Below are 22,258 nucleotides of genomic sequence, written 5' to 3' on the forward strand. Positions count from 1 at the left end.
GTGGACTTCTCCTTCGACACCCGCACCGAGGAGCTGCGCTCCCGGCTGCTCGACTTCATGGACGAGCACGTGTACCCGGCCGAGCCGGTGCTCGCCGCACAGCTCGCCGACCCGGCCCGCGAGCCGTGGACGATCCCGCCGGTCGTCGCCGAGCTCCAGGCCGCCGCCCGGGAACGCGGCCTGTGGAACCTCTTCCTCCCCGGCGAGGCCGGCGCCGGCCTCACCAACCTCCAGTACGCGCCGCTCGCCGAGATCACCGGCCGCTCGGTGCTGCTGGCGCCCGCCGCGCTCAACTGCGCCGCGCCGGACACCGGCAACATGGAGGTGCTCGACCAGTTCGGCAGCGAGGAGCAGCGCAAGCAGTGGCTGGAGCCGCTGCTCGCCGGCAAGATCCGCTCCGCCTTCGCGATGACCGAGCCGGACGTCGCGTCCTCGGACGCCTCCAACATCACCACCCGGATCGAGCGGGACGGCGACCAGTACGTCGTCAACGGCCGCAAGTGGTACATCACCGGCGCGATGAACCCCAACTGTCGGATCTTCATCGTCATGGGCAAGACCGACCCCACCGCCGCCAAGCACCGGCAGCAGTCGATGATCCTGGTGCCCCGCGACACCGCGGGCGTCACGGTGAAGCGCGGCATGACCGTCTTCGGCTACGAGGACCAGGACCACGGCGGGCACGCCGAGGTGCTCTTCGAGGACGTCCGGGTGCCGGCCGCCAACCTCATCGGCGAGGAGGGCTCCGGCTTCGCCATCGCCCAGGCCCGGCTGGGACCGGGCCGGATCCACCACTGCATGCGGGCCCTGGGCATCGCCGAGCGGGCGCTGGAGCTGATGTGCCGCCGGGCCGTCGACCGGGTCGCCTTCGGCCGGCCGCTGGCCGACCAGGGCGTGGTGCAGGACTGGATCGCCGAGTCCCGGGTGCGGATCGAGCAGGCCCGGCTGCTGGTGCTGAAGACCGCCTGGCTGATGGACACCGTCGGCAACCGCGGCGCCCACACCGAGATCCAGGCCATCAAGATCATCGTTCCGCAGACCGTCGAGTGGATCCTCGACAAGGCCGTGCAGACCCACGGCGCCGCCGGCGTCAGCCAGGACACCCCGCTCGCCCAGCTCTGGGCCGGTAACCGCACGCTGCGGCTCGCCGACGGCCCCGACGAGGTGCACCGCCGCTCGCTCGCCCGCCGCGAACTCGGCCGCTACCAGAAGAAGGAGGGCTGACATGGCCGTCCGTGAAGAGGACCTCCGGCAGCGGGTGGCGGAGCTGCTCGCCGCACACGACCCGGCGACCACCGACCGGCTCGACTTCCTGCGGGCCCGGTTCGACGCCGGACTCGCCTGGGTGCACTTCCCCGAGGGGCTCGGCGGCCTCGGCGCACCGCGGCCCCTGCAGGCCGTCGTGGACGCCGAGTTGGCCGCCGCCGGAGCACCCGGCAACGACCCGCGGAAGATCGGCATCGGCCTCGGCATGGCCGCCCCCACCATCCTCGCGTACGGCACCGAGGAGCAGAAGCGGCGCTTCCTGCGGCCGCTGTGGACGGGCGAGGAGGTCTGGTGCCAGCTCTTCTCCGAGCCCGGCGCGGGCTCCGACCTCGCCGCGCTCGGCACCCGGGCCGTCCTCGACGGCGACACCTGGACGGTCGACGGCCAGAAGGTGTGGACGTCCAGCGCGCACACCGCCCGCTGGGCGATCCTGATCGCCCGCACCGACCCGGACGTGCCCAAGCACCGGGGCATCACCTACTTCGTCTGCGACATGACCGACCCCGGTGTCGAGGTCCGCCCGCTGCGGCAGATCACCGGCGAGGCCGAGTTCAACGAGGTCTTCCTCACCGGTGTCCGCATCCCCGACGCGCACCGGCTCGGTGCCGTCGGCGAGGGCTGGCAGGTCGCCCAGACCACCCTCAACAACGAGCGGGTCGCCATCGGCGGCCAGGCCGCCCCGCGCGAGGCCGGCATGGTCGGCGTCGTCGCCGAGACCTGGCGCGCCCGGCCGGAACTTCGCACCCACGACCTCCACCAGCGGCTCCTCAAGGGCTGGGTGGACGCCGAGGTCGCCCGGCTCACCGGGGAACGGCTGCGCCAGCAGCTCGCGCTGGGCCAGCCCGGCCCCGAGGGCGCCGCCATGAAGCTCGCCTTCGCCCGTCTCGCCCAGGAGTTGAGCGGACTGGAGGTCGAACTCCTCGCCGAGGACGGCCTCGCGTACGACGACTGGACGATGGTCCGTCCCGACCACGTCGACTTCACCGGCCGCGAGGCCGGCTACCGCTATCTCCGCGCCAAGGGCAACTCCATCGAGGGCGGCACCTCGGAGATCCTGCGCAACATCGTCGCCGAGCGCGTCCTCGGCCTGCCCGGCGAGCCGCGCGCCGACAAGAACGTGCCCTGGAAGGAGCTGCCGCGATGACCGACGCCACCGGCCCGGCCGACCTGCTGTACTCCGAGGTCGAGGAGGAACTGCGCAGCAGCGTAAGGGCGTTGCTCGCCGACCACTGCCCGCCCGAGGCGATCCTCGCGCGCTGCGAGGGCCCCGCGCCGTACGACCCCGCGCTCTGGCGCAAGCTCGCCGCCGACCTCGGCGCGGCCGGCCTCCAGGTGCCGGAGGCGCTCGGCGGGGCCGGTGCCTCGCTGCGCGAGACCGCCGTCGTCCTGGAGGAGTTGGGGCGCAGCGCGGCACCCGTGCCGTTCCTCGGCAGTGCGGTGCTGGCGACGACCGCGCTGCTCGCCTGCGGCGCCGAGGAGTTGCTCTCCGCGCTGGCCGGCGGGGAGCGGACGGCGGCGCTCGCCGTGCCGCTGTCCACCGCGCCCGGCGCCGGGTTCCCGGCGACCGTCCGGGTCGACGGGGCCGGCACGCTGAACGGGCGGATCACCTCGGTCGCGGACGCACTGGTGGCGGACGTGCTGCTGGTGCCCGCGGCCGGGCCGGACGGCGCCGCGCTCTACGCGGTCGAGGCCGCCGCGGCCGGACTGTCCGTGACACGGCGCACCTCGCTCGACCTCACCCGCCCGCCGGCCGACCTGGCACTGACGGGCGTGCCGGCACGGGCCGTCGCGGTGGGCGCGGACGCGGAGGAGGCGGTGCGGCAGGCGCTGCTCACCGGCGCCGGACTGCTCGCCTCCGAGCAACTGGGCATCGCCGAGTGGTGCCTGTCGACGACCGTGGCGTACCTGAAGGACCGCACCCAGTTCGCCCGCCCGGTCGGCTCGTTCCAGGCGCTCAAGCACCGGCTGGCCGACCTGTGGCTGGAGATCGTCGGGGCGCGGGCCGCTGCCCGGTACGCGGCGGACGTGCTGGCGCGGGGCGACGCCGACGCGGAGGTCGCGGTGGCGGTGGCGCAGGCGCACTGCGGGGCGGTGGCCGTGCGGGCGGCCGAGGAGTGCGTGCAGCTGCACGGCGGCATCGGGATGACCTGGGAACACCCGGCGCACCTCTACCTCAAGCGCGCCAAGGCCGACCAGATCGCCCTGGGCACCCCCGGCGCCCACCGGGCCGCGCTGGCCCGCCTGGTGGACCTGCCGGCGCCGGTCGCCGGCTGAGACGGACGGGCGGCGGCGCGGGCGCCGCGGAGGGAGACGACGGCGGTCCCCCTCCGCGGCGCCCGGCCCGTTCACGGCACGACGGGGTGCTCGGCGCGCAGCCGCTCCGCCCTCGCCGCGCGCTGCGCGAGGACGCGCTCACGCCGTTCCGCCGTCTGCCGCAGGGCCGTGCGGCGGTCCCGCCCGGAGAGGCGGTCGAGGTAGAGGCGGCCGTGCAGGTGGTCCGTCTCGTGCTGCAGGCAGCGGGCGAAGTAGCCGGTGCCCTCGACCGTGATCGGACGGCCGTCGCGGTCCTGCCCGCGGACGACGGTGCGGGCGGAGCGCGGCACCTCCATGGCCGCACCGGGGACGGAGAGGCAGCCCTCGTCGTCGTCGACGAGGCGGCGCCCGCGCACGTCCTCCGGCTCCATCACCGGGTTGAGGATGTGACCGACGTGGCGGACGCCCGCGTCGTCGAGGCAGTCGTAGACGAAGAGTTGCAGGTCGACGCCGACCTGGTTGGCTGCCAGGCCCGCTCCTTCGGCGGTGTACATGGTGGCGAACATGTCGTCGATCAGCCGGGCGAGCTCCGGGCTGCCGAACTCCGCGCCGGCCGGGCGGCAGGGCCGGTGCAGGACCTCCTCCCCCGCCTCCGTGATCCGCAGCACCGAGCCGCGGGTTGCCTCCGGCGGCGGCACCGGGCAGTGGTCGACCGGTTCGCCCTGGACCAAGACCCGCGGCCCGTCGGCCGCCCGGGCCCGGTGGTGGTGCTGCTCCGGCATCGGTGTTCCCCCTCGCATGTCGGGCACGGGCCCGCGGCTGCACGGGCCCTCGGCTGCCTGCCGGCGCTTGCCGGACGCTTTGCAAAGTAGCATGCTTTGCAAAGTGACTGAGGAAGCGTCAATTCAGCAGCCGGCACGGCCCGGCGACGAACTGTCCGACCACGAGGTGCGGACGGCGCTGCTGCGCCTGCTGGCGGAGGAGGACACCGTCACGTCCACCAGCGCGGCCCGACGCCTCGGATACAGCTCGGGACTGTGCTCGTTCCACCTCAGGCAGCTGGCCCGCTACGGCCGGATCGAGGAGGTGCCGCAGACCGGCGGGCGCGCCAGGCCCTGGCGCCTGCGGCAGGCGGGCGGCACGGCGGAAGAGCCGCGCGGGAGCCAGGAGTTCGGTGAGCTGGCGCGGGGCCTGGAGGACGAGAGCTACCGGCAGTGGCTGACTCATCGCGAGCGGGCGCCGGAGGAGTGGCGGCACGACGAGGCATTCAGCGCCGTCGTCCACCTGACGCCGGAGGAGATGTCCCGGGTCGCCGAAGAGGTACGGCAGTTGCTCGCCCGGTACGGCGACCGTGAGGACCTGCCGGCCCGGCGGCCGGCGGCAGCGCGGCCGGTCGCGGTGGTCGCCCGGCTGTTCCCGCTGCTCGACGGCTGAACTGTACGGGCAGGACGGAACAGGGGCGCACGGGGTTTCTCCCCGTGCGCCCCTGTGGTGGTTGCCCGATGCCCTACGGATGCACCGTGAGGCGGCCGATGGAGGTGCCGTCGGCGACGCGTTGGACGGCTTCGGCGGCGCGGTCGAAGGAGAGGCGTTCGCCGATCAGCGGCTTGACGACGCCCTTGGCGGCGAGGTCGGTGAGTTCGGTGTGGCAGTCGCGGACGGCCTGCGGGTCGTGGGCGTTGTAGAGCCCCCAGTGCAGTCCGAGGATCGCGTAGTTCTTGACCAGGGCGTGGTTGAGGCCGGGGGCCGGGATGGTGCCGCCGGCGAAGCCGACGACGAGGATCCGGCCCTCGAAGGCGATGCACTTGGTGGAGCCGGTGTAGGCCTCGCCGCCGACCGGGTCGAAGACGACGTCGGCGCCGCGGCCGCCGGTGGCGTCCTTGACGGCGGCGATGAAGTCCTCGTGGTGGCGGTCGATCACCAGGTCGGCGCCGAGCGCCTCGGCGGCGGCGGCCTTCTCCGGCCCGCCGACCACGCCGATGACCCGGGCGCCGGCGGCCTTGCCGAGCTGGACGGCGGCGCTGCCGACACCGCCCGCGGCGGCGTGCACGAGGAGGGTCTCGCCGGCCTGGATCCGGGCCCGGCGGTGCAGGCCGAACCAGGCGGTCTGGTAGCCGATGTGGAGGGCGGCGGCCTCGGCGTCGTCGAGGGCGGCCGGGGCGGGGAAGGCGGTGGCCGGGTCCATCAGGGCGTACTCGGCGAAGGCGCCGGCGGGCAGCAGCGGGGTGCCGACGACGCGTTCGCCCGCGCGGTCGCCGGAGGCGATCTCGCCGCAGAGTTCGACGCCCGGGGTGAAGGGCAGCGGCGGGCGGACCTGGTAGTGGCCGCGGCACATCAGGGCGTCGGGGAAGTTGACGGCGGCGGCGCGGACCTTGACCAGCAGCTTGCCGTCGTCGGCGCCGGGGCGTTCGGTCTCGGTCTGCCGCATCACTGCGGCGGGTTCGCCGAGTTCGGTGACCTGCCAGGCCTTCATGCCGGTCATGCGGGGCTGCCCTCCTTGGTCTCGATGGCCTGCTGGAGGTGGTTCATGCCGCCGATCCAGCGGTCGGGGGTGGTGGCGCGGGCGGCGTAGTAGTCGGCGACCTCGGGGTGCGGCAGGATCAGGAACCGCTCCTCGGTGATCGCGGCGAGGGTGGCGGCGGCGACCTCGTCGGGCTCGATGGCGTTCGGGGTGAGCAGGACCTGGCCGGCGGCGCCGGTGCCCTCCAGCATCGCGGTGCGGACGCCCTGCGGGCAGAGCGCGTGGACCTTGAGGCCGCGGTGCCGGTAGGTGGCGGCGAGCCATTCGGCGAAGGCGAGGGCGCCGTGCTTGGAGACGGCGTACGGGGCGGAACCGAGCATGGTGAGCAGGCCGGCCGCGGAGACGGTGGCGAGGAAGCGGCCCTCGCCGCGCTCCAGCCAGTCGGGGAGGAGTTGTTCGGCGGCGCGGACGTGGGACATGACGTTGACGTCCCAGGCGCGGGCCCAGACCTCCGGTCCGGCGTCGGCACCGCCGACGGGGGCGATGCCGGCGTTGGCGCAGTAGACGTCGATCCGGCCGAGGGCGTCGCGGGCGGTGGAGATCAGTGCGGCGACGCCTTCGGGCGAGGCGGCGTCGCCGGGGGCGGGGATGCCGCCGATCCGGGCGGCGACGGCCTCGGCGGCCGCGGTGTCGAGGTCGTTGACGACGACGCGGGCGCCTGCGGCGGCGAAGGCGGCCGCGAGCGCCTCGCCGATGCCGCGGCCGGCGCCGGTGACGACGACGCCCTGCCCGGCGAGGCCGGTCACAGCCCGCCGCCCAGGGTGACGCCGCCGTCGACGACGAGGGTCTGGCCGGTGATCCAGGCGGCGTCCTGGGAGAGCAGGAAGGCGACCGCGCCGGCGATGTCCTCGGGCAGGCCGAGGCGGCCGAGCGGGTAGGCGCGGATCACCTTCTCCTCGCGGCCCTCGAACAGCGCCTCGGCGAACTTGGTCTTCACCACGGCGGGTGCGACCGCGTTGACCCGGATGTCGGGGCCGAGGTCGGCGGCGAGCTCCATGGTGAGGCGGATCAGGGCGGCCTTGCTGACGCCGTACATGCCGATGTTGGCGGAGGCGCGGATGCCCGCGATGGAGGCCACGTTGACGACCGAGCCGCCGTGCTCGCCCATCCAGGCGGCGTGGGCGCGGCGGGTCCAGGCCAGCGGGGCGAGGACGTTGACCGCGAGGATCTTGGCGGCGACCGCGGGGTCGGTGTCGAGCACCGGGCCGTAGGAGGGGTTGATGCCGGTGTTGTTGACCAGCATGTCGAGCCGGCCGAAGGTCTCCAGGGTGCGGGCGACGGCCTCCTCCTGGTGGGCCGCGTCGTCCGACTTGCCGGCCACGGCGAGGGCGTGGTCGGGGCCGCCGAGGTCGCGGACGGCCTCGGCGAGCGGCTCGGGGTTGCGGGCGGTGATGCAGACCTTGGCGCCGCGCTGGACCAGTTCGCGGGCGATGCCGAGGCCGATGCCCCGACTGGCGCCGGTGACCAGGGCCACCTGGCCCTTGAAGGAGGGTGTCATCGCCGAACCTTTCGCCGTACGTCTCGACAGGGCGCTGACTAAGCGCTTGCTTAGCATGTTGGCGACGGGCCACACTGTCAACAGCCGGGCGCCTCCGGCCTTGATCCGTCTGCGAGGATTGACGCCATGACCGACCAAGCGACCGCCGACCTGTGGCCCGGGGAGCGCACCGAGGCCGCCCGGCGCCTGCTGCTCGCGGCCGTCGAGTCCTTCGCCCGCCGCGGCTACCACGCCACGACGACCCGGGACATCGCCACCGGCGCCGGAATGAGCCCCGCTGCGCTCTACATCCACTATCCGTCCAAGGCGGCGCTGCTCTCCGAGATCAGCCGCACCGGCCACCGGGCCACCCTCGACCTGGTGGAGGGGGCAGAGGCGGCGAGCGGCGAGCCGGTGGAGCAGATGCGGCGCCTCGTGGAGGAGTTCACCGCCTGGCACGCCCGCGGCCACACGGTGGGCCGGATCGTCAACAACGAGCTGCACGCACTGCCCGAGGACGCCTTCGCCGAGGTCGCCGAGCTGCGGATCCGGATCGAGGACACCGTCCGCCGGATCATCGAGAAGGGCGTCGCCCGGGGCGAGTTCGAGGTGCCGGACTCGCGGACGGCGGCCCGGGCCGTGACCTCGCTCGGCATCGACGTCGCCCGCTGGTACACCGACCGCTCCACCGAGAGCCCCGAGGAGCTCGGCCGCCGCTACGGCGTCCTGGTGCTGCGGATGCTCGGATCGGCGGCCGCCTGACCGCGGCGACGGCCCGCCGGCCGGCCCCGACCCGCCGGACACGTCCGCACGTGCCACTGGCGCCCACCGGAAATTAGGCTAGGCTTACCTAACCTGATGAGGAGGGGCGATGTCCGACGCCGTGCCGAGTGCCGCCGAACGAATCCGTACGCTGCTGGAGTTCGCCTCCTCGGTGGTGCTGGACGTACCCGGGATCGACCTGGTCGAGCGGCCCGGGCCGCCGCCGCTGGTGGACTGCGCCGTCCTGCCGGACGGCGCGGTGGCGGTGCTGGTCGAGGACGGCTCGCCGGTGCACCGGATCGCGGTCCTGGCCCGCCGCGACGGCCCGGTCACCGCGGAGCTCGACGCCGTCGACGTGGCCCCCGTCGCGCTGCCGCACCGCATCCGCGGCCGGGCCGCGGTGCAGGGCCGGCTGACCGTGATGTCCCGGGCCACCCCCGCCCGGGTCACCGCGCTCTTCCCGCGCCGCCGCGCCACCGGCCACGTGCTGCTCTGCCTGGAGCCAGAGCACCTCGCGGTCGAGGACCTGTGGGGCTCGGTCTGCTGCGTCGAGCCGGCCGCGTTCGCCGCCGCCTCCGCCGACCCGCTCGCCGCCGAGGAGGCCCGGCTGCTGCAGCACCTCGACTCCTCGCACGCCGACCGGGTGCGGTCCCTCGGACTGCGGGCCGCCGCCCGGCGCTCCGCGCCGAATGCCGACGGCGTCCGCGCCGTCCGGCCGGTCGCGCTCGACCGCTTCGGCCTGCGGCTGCGGCTGGTCGGCGAGGACGGCCGGGTGCTGGACGCCCGTTTCGAGTTCGGCCGCCCCGTCCGCTCCGCCGAGGACCTCCCGGAGGCGATGCGCCGACTGTTCGCCCACGCCACCGCGGACCGCTGACCGGCCGGTGACCGAAGGGGCCGTCAGCCGTCGCCGAGGGCGTGGCCCGGGCCGATGACCGAGAAGATGCCGCCCTCGGTGTCCTGGAGGCGCGCCGTCCGGCCGTACGGGGTGTCCACCGCGGGCTCGGCGACGCTGCCGCCCAGCTCGACCGCGCGCAGGACGGCCGCGTCGGTGTCCGCCACCGAGAAGAACACCTCCCAGTGCGGCGCCTGGCCGCGGGCCGCCCGCAGCGCGGCCACGTTGCGGCCCTCCGAGCGGAGCACCACCCGCTCGTGCTCGTAGCGGACCTCGAAGTGCTCCCTGTCCCGGGAGTCCCAGCGGAACACCTCGCCGTAGAAGAGCGCCGCGGCGAACGGGTCCGGGGAGCGCAGTTCGATCCAGACCGGGGCGCCCGGCTCCTTCATCCAGGTCTCGACGCCGGGCTCGCCCTCCCAGATGCCGAAGACGGCGCCCAGCGGGTCTGCGGCCAGCGCCACCCGGCCGGCGTCGAAGGCGAGCGGTCCGACCGCGAGGGTCCCGCCGCGCTCGCGGACGCCCTCGGCCGCGCGGTCCGCGCTCTCGATGCCGAAGTACGTCGTCCAGGCCACCGGGGGCTGCCAGTCACCGGCCATCACGCCGAGCCCGGCCACCTCGACCCCGTCGACGACGGCCCACAGGTACTCGCCCCAGCGGTCCGGTCCGGGTTCGAAGGTCCACCCGAGCAGCGGGCCGTAGAAGGCCTTGGCGACGCCGAGGTCCCGGGCCATCAGGCTGACCCAGCACGGCACCGCCGGTACGCACCGCACCCTGGCCCTCTGCTCACCCATGCGGGCTTCTCCTTCCGGTTCGTGGCCCTCCTCAGCCTAGGGGCTGACCGGTCGCTCGCGTCGGATCAGCGCGCGGCTGTCGGTGGCTGCCCGTCGTCCCGTCCGGTCCCGCCCGGGGTGTCGCCGGTACTGCGGCGGCCGCGGCCGGGCATGCTCCCTGGTGGCGGGCCCGGACGGCGGGCGGAGCAGTCGAACGAGGGAGCGATCATGGAGCAGCCGTACGTCGTCGTCGGGGCGAGCCTCGCCGGGGCGAAGGCCGTCGAGGCCCTGCGCGCCGAGGGGTACCGGGGGCCGGTCGAGCTGATCGGCGAGGAGCCCGACCTGCCGTACGAGCGGCCGCCGCTCTCCAAGGGCTACCTCCAGGGGAAGACGCCGCGGGCCGAGTTCGAGGTGCACTCCGCCGACTGGTACCGCGGGAACGACGTCGCGCTGCGGCTGGGCACCGCGGTCACCGCGATCGACCCGGACGGGCACACGGTGACCCTGGCGGACGGCGAACGGCTGGGCTTCGCCAAGCTGCTGCTGACCACCGGCGCCGCGCCGCGCCGGCTGCCGGTGCCCGGCGGCGACCGGCCCGACGTGCTGACGCTGCGCCGGGTCGGCGACAGCGAGCGGATCCGGGCCCGGCTGGTGCCGGGGGCGCGGATCGTCGTGGTCGGCGCGGGATGGATCGGCCTGGAGACCGCGGCGGCGGCCCGGCTGGCGGGCGCCGAGGTGACGGTGCTGGAGGTCGCCGAGCTGCCGCTGCTGCGGGTCCTCGGCCGCGAGGTCGCGCAGGTCTTCGCGGACCTGCACCGGGCGAAGGGCGTCGACCTGCGGTTCGGCGTGCAGGTCGCCGCGGTCGAGGACGGCGGGGTGCGGCTGGGCGACGGCTCGCTGGTGCCCGCCGACACGGTGGTCGTCGGCGTCGGCATCAAGCCCAACGCGCAGCTGGCCGAGGCCGCCGGGCTGGAGGTGGACAACGGGGTCCGCACCGACGAGCACCTGCGCACCTCGCACCCGGACGTCTTCGCGGCCGGCGACGTGGCCAACGCCTTCCACCCGCTGTTCGGCCGGCCGATCCGGGTCGAGCACTGGGCGAACGCCCTCAACCAGCCCGCCACCGCGGCGAAGTCGATGCTCGGCCGGGACGCGGTGTACGACCGGGTGCCGTACTTCTTCACCGACCAGTACGACCTGGGCATGGAGTACACCGGCTACGTGGAGCCCGGCGGCTACGACCGGGTGGTGTTCCGCGGGGACGTGCCGGGGCGGGAGTTCATCGCCTTCTGGACGTCCGGCGGCCGGGTGCTCGCCGGCATGAACGTCAACGTCTGGGACGTGACCGACCCGATCCGCGAACTGGTGCGCTCCGGGCGGACGGTGGACGAGGAGCGGCTCGCCGACCCGGCCGTGCCGCTGGCCGGCCTCGCCGGCTGACCGGCGGCCCCCGGCCCGGCGGGCCGCGACCGGCCCCGATTGTCGGTGGCATGACCTAGGGTCGGCTCGGACACCGTCGCCGGGAGGGACCGCCATGCCGCACCGAGGACTGCTGCCGCCGCCGGGCCCGGCCCGCGGGCTGGCCGGCGCCCAGCTGACCAACGCGCTCGGCGACGGCGCCTTCCTGGTCACCTCGGCGCTGTACTTCACCCGGGTGGTCGGGCTGTCCGCCGGGCAGATCGGCCTCGGCCTCACCCTCGGCTGGGCGGCCGGCGCCCTGGCCGGCGTGCCGCTCGGCCACCTCGCCGACCGGCGCGGCCCGCGCGGGGTGGCCGCGCTGCTGGCGGTGGCCACCTCGGCCGCGGTGGGGGTGTTCCTGCTGGCCGGATCCTTCCCGGTGTTCCTGGCGGCCGCCGTGCTGTACGGCTGTGCGCAGAGCGGTCTGGGGGCGGCCCGGCAGGCGCTGCTCGCCGGCCTGGTGGAGCCGGCCCGGCGCACCGAGGTCCGGGCCCACCTGCAGTCCACGGTCAACGCGGGCCTGGCGGTCGGGGCGGCGATGGGCGGCGCCGCGCTGCACCTGGACACCCCGCTCGCGTACCGGGCGGTGCTGGGGGTGGACGCGCTGAGCTTCCTCGCCGCGGCGGTGCTGCTCTCCCGGCTGCCCGGGGTCGCGCCGTCGCCGGCGGTGGCGGGCGAGCCGCGGCTGGCGGTGCTGCGGGACCGGCCGTACGCGCTGCTGGCGCTGCTCAACACGGTGATGCTGCTCTACATGCCGCTGCTGTCGCTGATCGTGCCGCTGTGGATCGTCGGGCGGACGGCCGCACCGGACTGGCTGACCGCCGCGCTGCTGGTGCTGAACACGCTGACGGTGGTGCTCTGCCAGGTGCGGGTGGCCCGCGGGGTGGACTCGCTCGCGGCGGCGGCCCGCTACGTCCGGTGGGCCGGGGTGCTGCTGCTGGCCTGCTGCGCGGCCTTCGCGGTCTCGTCCTCGGCCGGACCGGCGTGGGCGGCCGCGGCGGTGCTGCTGGTCGCGGCGGCGCTGCAGGTGGCCGGCGAGATGATGCTCGCGGCCGGCTCGTGGGAGATCGGCTTCGGCCTGGCGCCGGCCGACCGCCAGGGCCAGTACCAGGGCTTCTTCGGCACGGGCGTGGCGGTGGCCCGCATGGTCGGCCCGGTGCTGCTCACCTCGCTGGTGCTGGGCGGCGGGGCCGGGGGCTGGCTGGTGCTGGGCGGGATGTTCGCGCTGGCCGGTGCGGCCGTCGGGCCGGCGGTGCGGCTCGCCGAACGCTCCCGGCCGGCGGTGGCGCCGGCCGCGGGCACGCCGCTGCCCGCAGAGCCGGTGGCCGGCTCCGCGGGGTAGCGCCCTTCGCGGACGGGCTACATCAGCGGGTGGTCGGGGGCCTTGGCGCTCTCCTTGAGTTCGCCGTGCGCCTTGGTCAGCAGTTGCATGGCGAGGTCGTTGAGGGCGCGCGCGCCGGCGACCTCCTCGCCCACCCTGGGCTGCGGGCTGTCGGCGTGGTGGCGGGTGCTGAAGCCGTGCGAGCGGACCTCGGTGCCGTCCGACAGGCGGACCATCGCGACGGCCTTCGTCCGGTCGCCCTCCTCCTGGAACTCCAACTCGATGTGCCATCCGACGAGTGTGTGCATCATGGCGGCCACCTCCGGGGTTTCCCCTCCAGCGTGCGCCGCGCCCCGGAGCCCCGCCAACTCGGGCCGGGCGGTACCGTCCGGGCCCGCGGCCCCCGGATTCGAACGCGTTCACTTCCACCCGTAGGGTCGGCGGTGACGCATCCGGACCGCTCCCCTCCCACGGAGGCCCGATGACCCTCAGCTACCCGGAGGTCGGCGCCACCGCCGGCCCGGGACCGCTGCCGGCCGGCTACCACCACCTGCGCCACCGCACGGCGGTCGGCCGCGGGCCCGCGGACTTCGCCGCCGCCGGCCTGGCCGTCACCACCTGGCGGATGCACCGCACGGCCGGCGTCCTGGTCGGCGCGGACGGGCCGCGGGCCGTCCCCGGCACCCGGGTCACCTGCGGGGTCGGCCCGGGCCGGGCCCGGATCACCGGTCGCTGCGAGGTCGTCCTGGCCGTCGACGAGCCCCGCCGCACCGGCTTCGCCTACGGCACCCTGGCCGGCCACCCCGAGTGCGGCGAGGAGTCCTTCGTCGTCGAACTCGCCGCCGACGGCACCGTCTGGTTCACCGTCACCGCCTTCAGCCGCCCCGCCACCCGCCTCACCCGCCTCGCCGGGCCCCTCGTGCCGGTCTTCCAGCGGCTCTACGCCCGCCACTGCGCCCGCACCCTGCGCCGCCTCACCGCCCGCGGGGCCACGACCGCCACCGTCTGAGGCGCCGCCCCACGCGAGTGGCAGGGGTCCGTCCCGGGTGCGCACGCTGGTAGTCGAGGAGACGCCCGCGGCGGATGGGAGCCGGTCATGGTGGACACGGACGTGCTGGTGGTCGGGGCCGGGCCGGTCGGGCTCACCGCCGCGGCGGAGCTGCGGCGGCACGGCGCCGAGTGCCGGATCGTCGACCGGCTGGCCTCGCCGCAGCGCTACGCGAAGGCCGTCGGCGTGCAGCCCCGCACCATGGAGGTCTGGGACACCATGGGCCTGGCCCGGCAGGTGCTCGCCGCGGCCGTCCCGATGCACGGCCAGCTGAGCTGGGTCGACGGCGAGGAGAAGCCGCGGATCGAACTGGCCCTGCCCACCGACGTGCCGTACGCCTTCGCGGCGCTGCCGCAGTACGCCACCGAGGAACTGCTCGCCGGGCACCTGGAGACGTTCGGCACCCGGGTGGAGCGCGGCTGCGAACTGCTCTCCTTCGAGCAGGACCCGGACGGCGTGGAGGCCGTGCTGCGGACGCCGGGCGGCGGCGCCGAGCGCGTCCGCTGCCGGTACCTGGTCGGCTGCGACGGTGCGCACAGCGCGGTGCGCAAGGGCCTCGGCCTGGACTTCGGCGGCGGCGCCTTCACCGAGTCGTACATGCTCGGCGACGTCGAGATCGACTGGGACATGCCCGCCGGGTACGGGGTGCGGGTGGTGCGCCACCGGCCGGACGGCGCCCCCGACGACGTGCTGGTGGCGATCCCGCTGCCGGGCCACAACCGCTACCGGATGTCCACGGTCGCCGCGCCGGAGCTCGTCAGCGACGCCGCCGGCCGGGACGGGATCGCGCACGGCCTGGACGCCGGCGGTCTGCCCGGCGTCGAGCACCTGCAGGCCGTCGTCGACCGGCTCTCGCCGCAGCCGGCGACCGTCTCAGCCCTGCGCTGGTCCTCCGTCTTCCGGATCAGCCACCGGCTGGCCGACCGCTACCGGCAGGGCCGGGTCTTCATCGCCGGGGACGCCGCCCACATCCATCCGCCGACCGGCGCCCAGGGCATGAACACCGGCATCCAGGACGCCTACAACCTCGCCTGGAAGCTCGCCCTGGTGCTGCGCGGCGCCGCCGGGGACGCCCTGCTCGACAGTTACGGCGCCGAACGCCGCCCGGTCGGCGAGGAGGTCGTGGGGCGGACCGTCCGACACGCCCGCACGGGCATCGGGCCCGGCGGCGACGGCATGGCGACGCTGCTGCGCCGCGAGGCCCAGTTGCTGGTGGGCTACCCGGACAGCCCGCTGATCGACCCGGCCGCCGCGGCCGACGGCGCCGCGGTGCTCCCCGTCCGGCCGGGCGAGCGGGCGCCGGACTGCCGCGGTCTCGTCCAGCCCCTCGCGACCTTCCCGCAGCGGCTGTTCGACCTGCTGCGCAGCCCGCACCACACCCTGTTGCTCTACCTCGGCCCGGACGCGCCGGCCGACCTGCCGGGCGCCTGCGCGGAGGCGGGCCGCGAGGCGGCCCGCGGCGAGCTGGACGTCTACGCCGTGCTCGCGCCCGGCTCCACGGCGGACACGCCCGGGGTCCCGGCCGTCCGTGACGGGCTGGACGAGTTCCGTGCCGCGTACGGGGCCCGCAGCCCGGAGGCCGTGCTCGTCCGTCCCGACGGCTACCTCGCCGGGCGCGTCCACCCGGCCGACCCGGCGGGGATCGCGGCCCTGCTGCGCCGCACCTTCAGCGGCGACTGAGCACGACCACCGGGCCCTGAGCGGCGGCGGGCACGCAGGGACCCGCCTCGGCCGGGTGGGCGCGGTGCCGGCCGGGGCGGGGGACGGGTGGTTCAGGCGGTCTTCGCCGGGACGGAGACCAGCAGGTGGTTGCCGTCGAGGGTGCGGACCTCGAAGTGGTCGATGTCGCCGGGGGCGAGTGCGGCTCCGCCGGTGGTCTGCAGCGCGTCGGTGCCGTAGCCGGTCGGCGGCACCGACCAGGTGGTGACGGTCTGGCGCTCGCCGGTGCGGGAGACCGCGACCAGGTCGCAGACCTGCGGCCCGCTGACGTGCGAGAGCGACAGGCTGATGCTGCTGCCCCACTTCTTCGGCTCGACGCCGACCTGGGCAAAGACGCCCGTACCCGGGTCGGTGGCGGCGAACTGCGCGGTCGCGGCGGGCGGCGTGTGGGTCTCACCGCTGGTCGCGGCCAGGGTGGCCAGCGGGCCGCCGACCACCAGCACCGCCGCGGCGGCGACCAGCGCCAGTCGGCGCACGCGGTTGCGCCTCCGGGTCGCGGAGACCTCGCCGACCAGCCGGTCGAGCAGTTGCGGCGAGGGCGGCGCGGCGACCGGACCGGCCTCCGCGAGTTCGGCGAGCAGCGGTGCCACCCCGGAGAGTTCGTCGATCTCGGCGGCGCAGACCGCGCAGCCGGCCAGGTGCTGCTCGAAGGCTTCGAGGTCCTCCGGGTCCAGGACGCCGAGGATGTACGCGCCGACGTCGACGTGCTGCCCGTGGTGCGACGTCACGATGTCACTCCTCGCTCCTCCAGCGCGATCTTCAGGGCACGCAGCCCGTAGAAGATGCGCGACCTGACCGTACCCGCGGGGATGCCGAGCTCCGCGGCGGCCTCGTTGACGGTACGCCCCTTGAGGTACGTCTCGACGATGACCTCGCGGTGCGCTTCGGTCAGGTCGTCGAGCGCATCGGAGATGGTCATCAGCCGCAGTGCCTTCTCGAGTTCGTCCTCGGCGGGCAGCAGCTCCAGCGGCGCGGGGTCGACCTCGCGCGGCCGGGCCATGCTGCTGCGGTGGCCGTCGATCACGATCCGCCGCGCGACGGTGACCAGCCAGGGGCGCAGCGACCCGGTGGCGGCCTCGTCGAGACGGTGGATGTTGCGCCAGGCGCGGACCAGCGTCTCCTGCACCACGTCCTCGGCGCGCTGCCGGTCGCCGCCGACAAGGCGCAGCACGAAGCCGAACAACGGGCCGGCGTGGTCCCGGTAGAGGGCACGCATCAGCTCTTCGTCGGGCGCCGGGGCCGGGCCGCCGGAGGGCGGACCTCCCGCGTCCGCCCTCCGTCGGTACGGATGCTCGGTCACGGCGCCATCCTTGCGCACGTGCACCTCCAGGTCGAGACGTTGCCGGGGTCGGACGGGTGCTGGGACGGGGTCGCGACCTGGCCGGGACGGGTTCGGGACAGTCGGGCCCGGGGCGGGGTGTCCGCCGCGGTGTCCGGGGCCTCAAGTCGGGGCCGGATCCTGTCGATATGGGTGGTGGGTGCGGCGCGGGCGCCCGCGCCGCACCCGACCTGCGGGCCGCGCCGCCCCCGGTCGGCGCGGCGGTGCCGCCGGGCGGGGCCGCCGACGGGAGCCGGTGTCGGCGACCCCTCGACGGCTCCGGGCGGTTCAGTAGCCGTAGCCGCCGGTGGCGGGCGAGGCGGCGGCCGCCGCCTTGCCGCCGGTCGGGGTGACGGCCCACCAGGTGCCCTTGACGCCCTGGCCCTTGGTGTCGCCGGGCTTGGTGTCCGGCGTGTAGCGGTAGAGCGGCCAGCCGTTCAGGGTGACCTGCTTGCTCCCGTCGGCGCGGGTGACGGTGGAGACCAGCTTGGCGTCGATGCCCTTGAGCTGCGGGTTGTCGCTCGCCATCACGGGCGGCCAGAGCTTGGCGCAGTCGCCGTTGCAGTTGGACACCGGCGGCTTGGCGGTGTCCTTGTCGAAGCGGTACAGCGTGTAGCCGCTGCCGTCGGTGACGATGGTGCCGAGTGTCGAGGAGTTCGCGGTCTGCAGCCCGGTGCCGCCGCCCGCGGGCGCCGACGGGGCGGACGAGGACGGCTCCGACGGGTTGGCGGGCGCGCTCGCGGCGGGGGCGGTGGTGCCGCCCGCGGTGTCGGTGGTGCCGCTCGGGTCGCAGGCGGTGACCAGGGCGATCGCGGCGGCGGCCGAGGCGGCGAGCAGGGCGGTACGGCGGAAGTCGGGCATGGCTGTTTCCCCCACGGTGTGAGTCAGGTTTCGTCGGGCGCTCTCCCCGCGCCCACACCGAGGAGTACGGGCGCGGCGCCGGATCGACTCAACGGGTCGCGAAACTTTTTTTGGAATACCTCGGGGCCGGGCGGGGTTGACGCCACCGGACCACTCCCGAAGGGCAGGTAGGACACCATGAGCACGGTCGAGCTGACCACGGCGAACTTCGACGAGATCGTTCCCGGCGCGGAGGGCAAGGACTTCGTGCTGATCGACTTCTGGGCGGCCTGGTGCGGTCCGTGCCGGATGTTCGGTCCGGTCTTCGAGAAGGCCTCCGAGCGTCACCCGGACCTCGTCTTCGCCAAGGTCGACACCGAGGCGCAGCAGGAGCTCGCGGCGGCGTTCGACGTGCAGTCGATCCCCACGCTGGCGATCATCCGCGAGGGCGTGCTGGTGTTCGCGCAGCCGGGCGCGCTGCCCGAGCCGGCGCTGGAGGACCTGATCGGCCAGGCCCGCGGGCTGGACATGGCCGAGGTGCACGCGAAGGTCGCGAAGGCCCGCGCGGAGGCGGAGGCCGCCTCCCGGGCCTGAGCCCCGCCGCTTCCCCGTACGACGACGGCTGCGCCCCCGGACCGTCGGTCCGGGGGCGCAGCCGTGTCCGTCCGGGGCGGGTGCTCAGCGGGCGGTGCGGGCGGCGAGGCCGTCCAGCAGCAGGCGCAGGGCGAGGTCGAAGCCGCGGTCGTCGAGGCCGGGACCGCGGGCGGCGGAGGCTTCGAGGGCGCCGGCGAGGGCGGGGTGGCGGGGGCGGTACTCGGCGGCGCCGCGGGTGAAGCCGGCGGTGAAGGTCTCCAGGGCGGAGCCGAGCACCAGGTAGTCGAGGGCGGCGGCGGCCTCGGCGGCGTCCGCCGGGTCGAGGCCGGCCCGGCCGAGGGCGGCGAGCAGGGCGTCGTAGGTGAGCAGCTGGCGGTCGGCCTCGACCCGGCGGCGGGCGAGCAGCGCGATGGTGTTGGGGTGGCGCAGGAAGACGGCCCGGTAGCCGTGGGCGTAGCGGGCGAGGCCGCGGCGCCAGTCGGGGTCGCCGAGCGGGGCGAGGTCGATCTCGGCGTTGACGAGGGCGGCGAGGTCGTCCAGCAGGTCGTCCTTGCCGGAGACGTGGTTGTAGAGCGAGGCGGCCTTCACGCCGAGGCGGTCGGCGAGGGCGCGCATGGTGAGGCCGTCGGGGCCGGCGGTGTCGACGACGTCCAGGGCGGCCTCGGCGATCGCCTGCCTGCTGAGCATCGGCCTGGTCGGTCGCCCCACGTGTTCCGTCCCCTGTTCGCGCGTACCGGTCGAGCGGCCACGTTACAGCCTGGTGTCGGGGGCTTCCGTTACCGCCGGGTCGGGGCTACGGTCCATAACTAACTAAGTTAGTTTTTGGATCGAGACGGCGAGGCGGACGCATGACGACCACTCCCCCACGGGCCGGCAGAGCCACCGGAACGAACCGGCCGGACGGGCCGGCGGACGCCGACCGGCTGGCGGCGCTCGGCTACCGGCAGGAGCTGCGGCGCAGCCTCGGCGTGCTCGGCAACATCTCGATGGGCTTCGCCGTGGTCTCCCCCGTGGTCGGCCTGTACGCGGTCGCCCAGGTGGGCATGGGCGTGGCCGGCGGCGCCTGGGTGTGGGCCCTGCCGGTCTGCCTGCTCGGCCAGCTGCTGGTGGTCTGCGTGTACTCCGAGCTCGCCTCGCAGTGGCCGCTCGCCGGCGGCGCCTACCAGTGGAGCCGCCGGCTGGCCGGGCCCACCTTCGCCTGGCTGACCGGCTGGCTCTGGCAGTTCGCGGTGATGTTCGCCAACACCACCGTCGCCTACCTCGCCGCGCCCTGGTTCTTCGCGCTGTTCGGCGCCACCCCGACGCCCCCGCAGCTGGTGCTGACCGCGCTCGGCTTCATGCTCTGCTGCACCCTGGTCAACGCGTACGGGATCAACCTGCTGCGGCGGTTCGTCGCGCTGGGCATCGCCGCGGAGGCGATCGCCTCGGTGCTGGTCGGCCTCGCCCTGCTGCTGTTCTTCCGCGAGCACGGGCTCGGACTGCTCACCGACACCCTGGGCGCACCGGCGGCCACCGGCACCGGCACGCCGATGTCCTTCCTCGCGGTGGTCGCCGTCGGCGGCTGGGCGTTCATCGGCTTCGACGCCTGCGTCTCCACCGCCGAGGAGACCAAGGACGCCGCCCGGCAGGTGCCGCGGGCGATGCGGTGGTCGCTGCTCGGCGTCGGACTGGTGGTGATCCTCAACGCCGTCGCCGTGCCGCTGGCCCACCCCGACCCGGCCGCCGTCGTCGCCGGGACCGACCTCGACCCGGTGACCACCGCGGTCACCGCCGGCTTCGGCGACTGGTCGGCCAAGCCGTTCGTCGTGGTGGTGCTGGTCAGCTTCACCGCCTGCCTGATGGCCTCGCAGGGCGGCGCCGCCCGCGGGCTGTACTCGCTGGCCCGCGACGGGGTCTTCCCGTTCTCGGCCCAGGTTCGCAAGGTCAACCGGCACCAGGCGCCGATCGGCGGCCTGGTCGCGGCCACCCTGGTCAGCTGCGCGGCGCTGCCGCTCGGCCTGGAGTCGACGGCGATCGGCTCACTGATCGCCTTCGGCACCGCCGCGACCTTCCTGCCGTTCTTCCTGCTCACGGCGGTGGCGCTGGTCGCCCGGCTGCGCGGCACCTGGCGCCCGGCCGGCGAGGTCTCGTACGGGCGCTGGGGCACCGCGCTCAACGCGCTCGCCGTGCTGTGGACGGGCCTGGAGGTGGTCAACATCTGCTGGCCGCGGGCCCTGCTCGCCCCGCCCGGAGCGCCCTGGTACCAGGTGTGGGCGGCCGTGCTCGGGACGGGCGTGGTGACGCTCACCGGGCTCGGCTACCTGCTGGTGCGCCGCCCGCAGCGGCTGATGCGGGAGCCCGCGGAGCCGGCAGCGGCCGTGCGCTGAGTCGCCCTGAGGTGTGGGAGCGGCGGGCGGGGGCAGGCTCGGGTGCACCTGGCGCCCCCGCCCGCCGCTGCGAGCGCTCCGCGGTCGCGTTGGTCCGGGCCCGGGCGGCCGGCAGGGGGCAGGATGGGCCGGGACCGACGGCGGCGGGTGAGAGCGAGGGGTACGGGTGACGACGGCGGACGAGTACGACGTGGTGGTGGTCGGCGGAGGCTCCACCGGCGAGAACGTGGCCGACCGGACGGCTGCGGCCGGGCTGCGGACGGTCGTGGTGGAGGGCGGCCTGGTCGGCGGCGAGTGCTCGTACTACGCGTGCATGCCCAGCAAGGCGCTGCTGCGCCCGGGCACGGCGGCCGCGCACGCCCGGGCGGTCGCGGGGGTGTCGGTCGGCGCGGGGCTGGACGCCGCGGCGGTGCTGGCCCGCCGGGACTCCTTCGCCGACCACTGGAAGGACGAGGACCAGGTGGCCTGGCTGGACGGGGTCGGCATCGACCTCGTCCGCGGCCACGGCCGGCTGATCGGCGAGCGGACGGTGCAGGTCGACGGCGGACGGGTGCTGACGGCCCGCCACGCGGTCGCGCTGTGCACCGGCAGCCTGCCCGCGCTGCCCGACCTGCCGGGGCTCGCCGAGGCCCGGCCGTGGACCAGCCGGGAGGCGACCTCGGCCCAGCAGGTGCCGCCGCGGCTCGCGGTGGTCGGCGGCGGGGTGGTCGCGGTCGAGATGGCCGCCGCCTGGCGGTCCCTGGGCAGCGAGGTCGTGCTGCTGGCCCGCGGGCCGCTGCTCGGCCGGATGGAGCCGTTCGCCGGGGAGCTGGTCGCGGACGGGCTGTCCGCCGCGGGCGTCAAAATCCGGCAGGCCGAGGTCACCGGGGTGCACCGGGACGGCGAGGTGCGGATCGACCTCGCGGACGGCTCCACCGTGGTCGCGGACGAGGTGCTGTTCGCCACCGGCCGTCGGCCGAACACCGCCGAACTGGGCCTGGAGAGCGTCGGTCTGACGCCCGGCTCATGGCCCGAGGTGGACGACGGCTGCACGGTGACCGGGGTGCCCGGCGGCTGGCTGTACGCGGCGGGCGACCTCAACCACCGGGCGCTGCTGACCCACCAGGGCAAGTACCAGGCGCGGATCGCCGGGGCGGCGATCGCGGCCCGGGCCCGCGGCGAGCGGATCGACGGCGGCCGCTGGGGTGCGCACAGCGCGACCGCCGACACCGCCGGGGCGCCGCAGGTGGTGTTCACCGAGCCGGAGGCCGCGTCCGTCGGGCTGAGCCTGGCCGCGGCCGAGGAGGCCGGGCTGCGGGTCCGGGCCGTCGACCACGACCTCGGTGCGGTGGCCGGCGCCAAGCTGTACGCCGACGGGTACACCGGTCGGGCCCGGATCGTGGTCGACCTCGACCGGGAGGTGCTGGTCGGCGCGACCTTCGTCGGGCCGGGCGTCGCCGAACTGCTGCACGCAGCAACGGTCGCGGTGGTCGGCGAGGTGCCGGTCGCCCGGCTCTGGCACGCGGTGCCCTCCTATCCGACGGTGAGCGAGGTCTGGCTGCGGCTGCTGGAGGCCTGGCGCGACGGCGAGTAGCCGGGACGGGTGCCCGGCACCGGCGCGGTGACGTGCGCCGGTGCCGGGCCCGGAGGAGACTGGCGCAGGGGCAGCGATCG

Annotated in this window: 23 protein-coding genes; 13 read left to right on the forward strand and 10 right to left on the reverse strand. The window is 75.4% G+C overall.

Going from position 1 to position 22,258, the window contains the following annotated elements; all coding sequences use genetic code 11:
- Genes AB0O09_RS32730 through AB0O09_RS32740 form a run of 3 tightly spaced genes read left to right on the forward strand, consistent with a single transcriptional unit; the run spans nt 1 to nt 3,540 of the window.
- Nucleotides 1-1,224: an acyl-CoA dehydrogenase family protein gene (locus tag AB0O09_RS32730; RefSeq protein ID WP_363548212.1), complete on the forward strand. Its 1,224-nt coding sequence runs from the start codon at nt 1-3 to the stop codon at nt 1,222-1,224.
- 1 nt (nt 1,225) lies between these two features.
- Nucleotides 1,226-2,410, forward strand: a complete 1,185-nt coding sequence (locus AB0O09_RS32735; RefSeq protein ID WP_363548214.1) for an acyl-CoA dehydrogenase family protein — start codon at nt 1,226-1,228, stop codon at nt 2,408-2,410.
- Nucleotides 2,407-3,540 carry an acyl-CoA dehydrogenase family protein gene (locus AB0O09_RS32740; RefSeq protein ID WP_363548216.1) on the forward strand — a complete coding sequence of 378 codons (1,134 nt, stop codon included), beginning with the start codon at nt 2,407-2,409 and terminating at the stop codon, nt 3,538-3,540. The genes AB0O09_RS32735 and AB0O09_RS32740 overlap by 4 nt, the downstream gene beginning before the upstream one ends.
- A 71-nt stretch (nt 3,541-3,611) precedes the next feature.
- Here the strand turns inward: AB0O09_RS32740 and def are convergent, their stop codons facing one another.
- Complete coding sequence (def, locus tag AB0O09_RS32745; protein WP_363548218.1) at nt 3,612-4,301, reverse strand: peptide deformylase; 690 nt, start codon at nt 4,299-4,301, stop codon at nt 3,612-3,614.
- 91 nt (nt 4,302-4,392) lie between these two features.
- Between def and AB0O09_RS32750 the strand changes: the two genes are divergently transcribed.
- Complete coding sequence (locus tag AB0O09_RS32750; RefSeq protein ID WP_363548221.1) at nt 4,393-4,953, forward strand: helix-turn-helix domain-containing protein; 561 nt, start codon at nt 4,393-4,395, stop codon at nt 4,951-4,953.
- Nucleotides 4,954-5,026: 73 nt separating this feature from the next.
- On the opposite strand, the gene AB0O09_RS32755 is transcribed toward AB0O09_RS32750, so the two are convergent.
- The 3 genes from AB0O09_RS32755 to AB0O09_RS32765 are packed head-to-tail and all read right to left on the reverse strand — an operon-like array spanning nt 5,027 to nt 7,538.
- Nucleotides 5,027-5,992 (reverse strand): NADPH:quinone oxidoreductase family protein, encoded by a 966-nt coding sequence (locus AB0O09_RS32755; RefSeq protein WP_363548269.1) that lies wholly within the window; start codon nt 5,990-5,992, stop codon nt 5,027-5,029.
- Nucleotides 5,993-5,997: 5 nt separating this feature from the next.
- Nucleotides 5,998-6,786 carry an SDR family oxidoreductase gene (locus tag AB0O09_RS32760; RefSeq protein WP_363548224.1) on the reverse strand — a complete coding sequence of 263 codons (789 nt, stop codon included), beginning with the start codon at nt 6,784-6,786 and terminating at the stop codon, nt 5,998-6,000.
- On the reverse strand, nt 6,783-7,538 hold the full coding sequence (locus tag AB0O09_RS32765) for an SDR family oxidoreductase (protein ID WP_363548227.1): 756 nt from the start codon (nt 7,536-7,538) through the stop codon (nt 6,783-6,785). The genes AB0O09_RS32760 and AB0O09_RS32765 overlap by 4 nt, the downstream gene beginning before the upstream one ends.
- Before the next feature lie 126 nt (nt 7,539-7,664).
- On the opposite strand from AB0O09_RS32765, the gene AB0O09_RS32770 reads away from it, so the two are divergent.
- Together AB0O09_RS32770 and AB0O09_RS32775 are read left to right on the forward strand one after the other, a co-directional pair.
- The gene (locus AB0O09_RS32770) at nt 7,665-8,279 is read left to right on the forward strand and encodes a TetR/AcrR family transcriptional regulator (RefSeq protein ID WP_344621772.1); all 615 of its coding nucleotides are present in this window, start codon (nt 7,665-7,667) and stop codon (nt 8,277-8,279) included.
- A gap of 109 nt (nt 8,280-8,388) precedes the next feature.
- Nucleotides 8,389-9,153, forward strand: coding sequence for a DUF2470 domain-containing protein (locus AB0O09_RS32775; RefSeq protein ID WP_363548229.1), 765 nt, complete (start codon nt 8,389-8,391; stop codon nt 9,151-9,153).
- Between the two features lie 23 nt (nt 9,154-9,176).
- Here the strand turns inward: AB0O09_RS32775 and AB0O09_RS32780 are convergent, their stop codons facing one another.
- Nucleotides 9,177-9,962, reverse strand: coding sequence for a VOC family protein (locus AB0O09_RS32780; protein WP_363548231.1), 786 nt, complete (start codon nt 9,960-9,962; stop codon nt 9,177-9,179).
- A gap of 207 nt (nt 9,963-10,169) precedes the next feature.
- Between AB0O09_RS32780 and AB0O09_RS32785 the strand changes: the two genes are divergently transcribed.
- Together AB0O09_RS32785 and AB0O09_RS32790 are read left to right on the forward strand one after the other, a co-directional pair.
- A complete protein-coding gene (locus AB0O09_RS32785; RefSeq protein ID WP_363548232.1) occupies nt 10,170-11,381 on the forward strand; it encodes an FAD-dependent oxidoreductase in 1,212 nt (403 codons plus the stop codon).
- 94 nt (nt 11,382-11,475) lie between these two features.
- Nucleotides 11,476-12,741: an MFS transporter gene (locus tag AB0O09_RS32790; RefSeq protein ID WP_363548234.1), complete on the forward strand. Its 1,266-nt coding sequence runs from the start codon at nt 11,476-11,478 to the stop codon at nt 12,739-12,741.
- 17 nt (nt 12,742-12,758) lie between these two features.
- Here AB0O09_RS32790 and AB0O09_RS32795 read toward each other — a convergent pair whose 3' ends face one another.
- Nucleotides 12,759-13,031 (reverse strand): DUF1876 domain-containing protein, encoded by a 273-nt coding sequence (locus AB0O09_RS32795; RefSeq protein WP_363548236.1) that lies wholly within the window; start codon nt 13,029-13,031, stop codon nt 12,759-12,761.
- Between the two features lie 170 nt (nt 13,032-13,201).
- On the opposite strand from AB0O09_RS32795, the gene AB0O09_RS32800 reads away from it, so the two are divergent.
- Together AB0O09_RS32800 and AB0O09_RS32805 are read left to right on the forward strand one after the other, a co-directional pair.
- On the forward strand, nt 13,202-13,729 hold the full coding sequence (locus tag AB0O09_RS32800; protein ID WP_363548238.1) for a DUF1990 domain-containing protein: 528 nt from the start codon (nt 13,202-13,204) through the stop codon (nt 13,727-13,729).
- Nucleotides 13,730-13,816: 87 nt separating this feature from the next.
- Nucleotides 13,817-15,448: an FAD-dependent monooxygenase gene (locus tag AB0O09_RS32805; protein ID WP_363548240.1), complete on the forward strand. Its 1,632-nt coding sequence runs from the start codon at nt 13,817-13,819 to the stop codon at nt 15,446-15,448.
- Nucleotides 15,449-15,540: 92 nt separating this feature from the next.
- Here the strand turns inward: AB0O09_RS32805 and AB0O09_RS32810 are convergent, their stop codons facing one another.
- The 3 genes from AB0O09_RS32810 to AB0O09_RS32820 form a co-directional block, all read right to left on the reverse strand.
- Nucleotides 15,541-16,215, reverse strand: a complete 675-nt coding sequence (locus AB0O09_RS32810; protein ID WP_363548242.1) for a zf-HC2 domain-containing protein — start codon at nt 16,213-16,215, stop codon at nt 15,541-15,543.
- Nucleotides 16,212-16,787, reverse strand: a complete 576-nt coding sequence (locus AB0O09_RS32815) for a sigma-70 family RNA polymerase sigma factor (protein WP_363548244.1) — start codon at nt 16,785-16,787, stop codon at nt 16,212-16,214. The genes AB0O09_RS32810 and AB0O09_RS32815 overlap by 4 nt, the downstream gene beginning before the upstream one ends.
- 306 nt (nt 16,788-17,093) lie before the next feature.
- Nucleotides 17,094-17,666, reverse strand: a complete 573-nt coding sequence (locus AB0O09_RS32820) for a hypothetical protein (RefSeq protein WP_363548246.1) — start codon at nt 17,664-17,666, stop codon at nt 17,094-17,096.
- A 177-nt stretch (nt 17,667-17,843) separates the two neighbouring features.
- Here AB0O09_RS32820 and trxA point away from each other — a divergent pair, with 177 nt between their 5' ends.
- The gene (gene trxA, locus AB0O09_RS32825; RefSeq protein WP_363548248.1) at nt 17,844-18,239 is read left to right on the forward strand and encodes a thioredoxin; all 396 of its coding nucleotides are present in this window, start codon (nt 17,844-17,846) and stop codon (nt 18,237-18,239) included.
- A gap of 84 nt (nt 18,240-18,323) precedes the next feature.
- Here trxA and AB0O09_RS32830 read toward each other — a convergent pair whose 3' ends face one another.
- Nucleotides 18,324-18,926: a TetR/AcrR family transcriptional regulator C-terminal domain-containing protein gene (locus AB0O09_RS32830; RefSeq protein ID WP_363548250.1), complete on the reverse strand. Its 603-nt coding sequence runs from the start codon at nt 18,924-18,926 to the stop codon at nt 18,324-18,326.
- 161 nt (nt 18,927-19,087) lie between these two features.
- Here AB0O09_RS32830 and AB0O09_RS32835 point away from each other — a divergent pair, with 161 nt between their 5' ends.
- Entirely contained in the window at nt 19,088-20,605 is a 1,518-nt protein-coding gene (locus tag AB0O09_RS32835; RefSeq protein ID WP_363548252.1) for an APC family permease, read from the forward strand.
- Nucleotides 20,606-20,771: 166 nt separating this feature from the next.
- Nucleotides 20,772-22,178: an NAD(P)/FAD-dependent oxidoreductase gene (locus AB0O09_RS32840; protein WP_363548253.1), complete on the forward strand. Its 1,407-nt coding sequence runs from the start codon at nt 20,772-20,774 to the stop codon at nt 22,176-22,178.
- The last annotated feature ends 80 nt before the right edge of the window (nt 22,179-22,258 follow it).

Origin of the sequence: Kitasatospora sp. NPDC093679, from assembly GCF_040683455.1 — a bacterium.
GTDB lineage: Bacteria > Actinomycetota > Actinomycetes > Streptomycetales > Streptomycetaceae > Kitasatospora > Kitasatospora arboriphila.

What these genes read in the sequence shown, in the direction of transcription:
- AB0O09_RS32735 (WP_363548214.1), top strand. Translation starts at nt 1,226, where the DNA reads ATGGCCGTCCGTGAAGAGGACCTCCGGCAGCGGGTGGCGGAGCTGCTC.
- AB0O09_RS32740 (WP_363548216.1), top strand. Translation starts at nt 2,407, where the DNA reads ATGACCGACGCCACCGGCCCGGCCGACCTGCTGTACTCCGAGGTCGAG.
- def (WP_363548218.1), bottom strand. Translation starts at nt 4,301, where the DNA reads ATGCCGGAGCAGCACCACCACCGGGCCCGGGCGGCCGACGGGCCGCGG.
- AB0O09_RS32750 (WP_363548221.1), top strand. Translation starts at nt 4,393, where the DNA reads ATGCTTTGCAAAGTGACTGAGGAAGCGTCAATTCAGCAGCCGGCACGG.
- AB0O09_RS32755 (WP_363548269.1), bottom strand. Translation starts at nt 5,992, where the DNA reads ATGAAGGCCTGGCAGGTCACCGAACTCGGCGAACCCGCCGCAGTGATG.
- AB0O09_RS32765 (WP_363548227.1), bottom strand. Translation starts at nt 7,538, where the DNA reads ATGACACCCTCCTTCAAGGGCCAGGTGGCCCTGGTCACCGGCGCCAGT.
- AB0O09_RS32770 (WP_344621772.1), top strand. Translation starts at nt 7,665, where the DNA reads ATGACCGACCAAGCGACCGCCGACCTGTGGCCCGGGGAGCGCACCGAG.
- AB0O09_RS32775 (WP_363548229.1), top strand. Translation starts at nt 8,389, where the DNA reads ATGTCCGACGCCGTGCCGAGTGCCGCCGAACGAATCCGTACGCTGCTG.
- AB0O09_RS32780 (WP_363548231.1), bottom strand. Translation starts at nt 9,962, where the DNA reads ATGGGTGAGCAGAGGGCCAGGGTGCGGTGCGTACCGGCGGTGCCGTGC.
- AB0O09_RS32785 (WP_363548232.1), top strand. Translation starts at nt 10,170, where the DNA reads ATGGAGCAGCCGTACGTCGTCGTCGGGGCGAGCCTCGCCGGGGCGAAG.
- AB0O09_RS32790 (WP_363548234.1), top strand. Translation starts at nt 11,476, where the DNA reads ATGCCGCACCGAGGACTGCTGCCGCCGCCGGGCCCGGCCCGCGGGCTG.
- AB0O09_RS32795 (WP_363548236.1), bottom strand. Translation starts at nt 13,031, where the DNA reads ATGATGCACACACTCGTCGGATGGCACATCGAGTTGGAGTTCCAGGAG.
- AB0O09_RS32800 (WP_363548238.1), top strand. Translation starts at nt 13,202, where the DNA reads ATGACCCTCAGCTACCCGGAGGTCGGCGCCACCGCCGGCCCGGGACCG.
- AB0O09_RS32805 (WP_363548240.1), top strand. Translation starts at nt 13,817, where the DNA reads ATGGTGGACACGGACGTGCTGGTGGTCGGGGCCGGGCCGGTCGGGCTC.
- AB0O09_RS32820 (WP_363548246.1), bottom strand. Translation starts at nt 17,666, where the DNA reads ATGCCCGACTTCCGCCGTACCGCCCTGCTCGCCGCCTCGGCCGCCGCC.
- trxA (WP_363548248.1), top strand. Translation starts at nt 17,844, where the DNA reads ATGAGCACGGTCGAGCTGACCACGGCGAACTTCGACGAGATCGTTCCC.
- AB0O09_RS32830 (WP_363548250.1), bottom strand. Translation starts at nt 18,926, where the DNA reads ATGCTCAGCAGGCAGGCGATCGCCGAGGCCGCCCTGGACGTCGTCGAC.
- AB0O09_RS32835 (WP_363548252.1), top strand. Translation starts at nt 19,088, where the DNA reads ATGACGACCACTCCCCCACGGGCCGGCAGAGCCACCGGAACGAACCGG.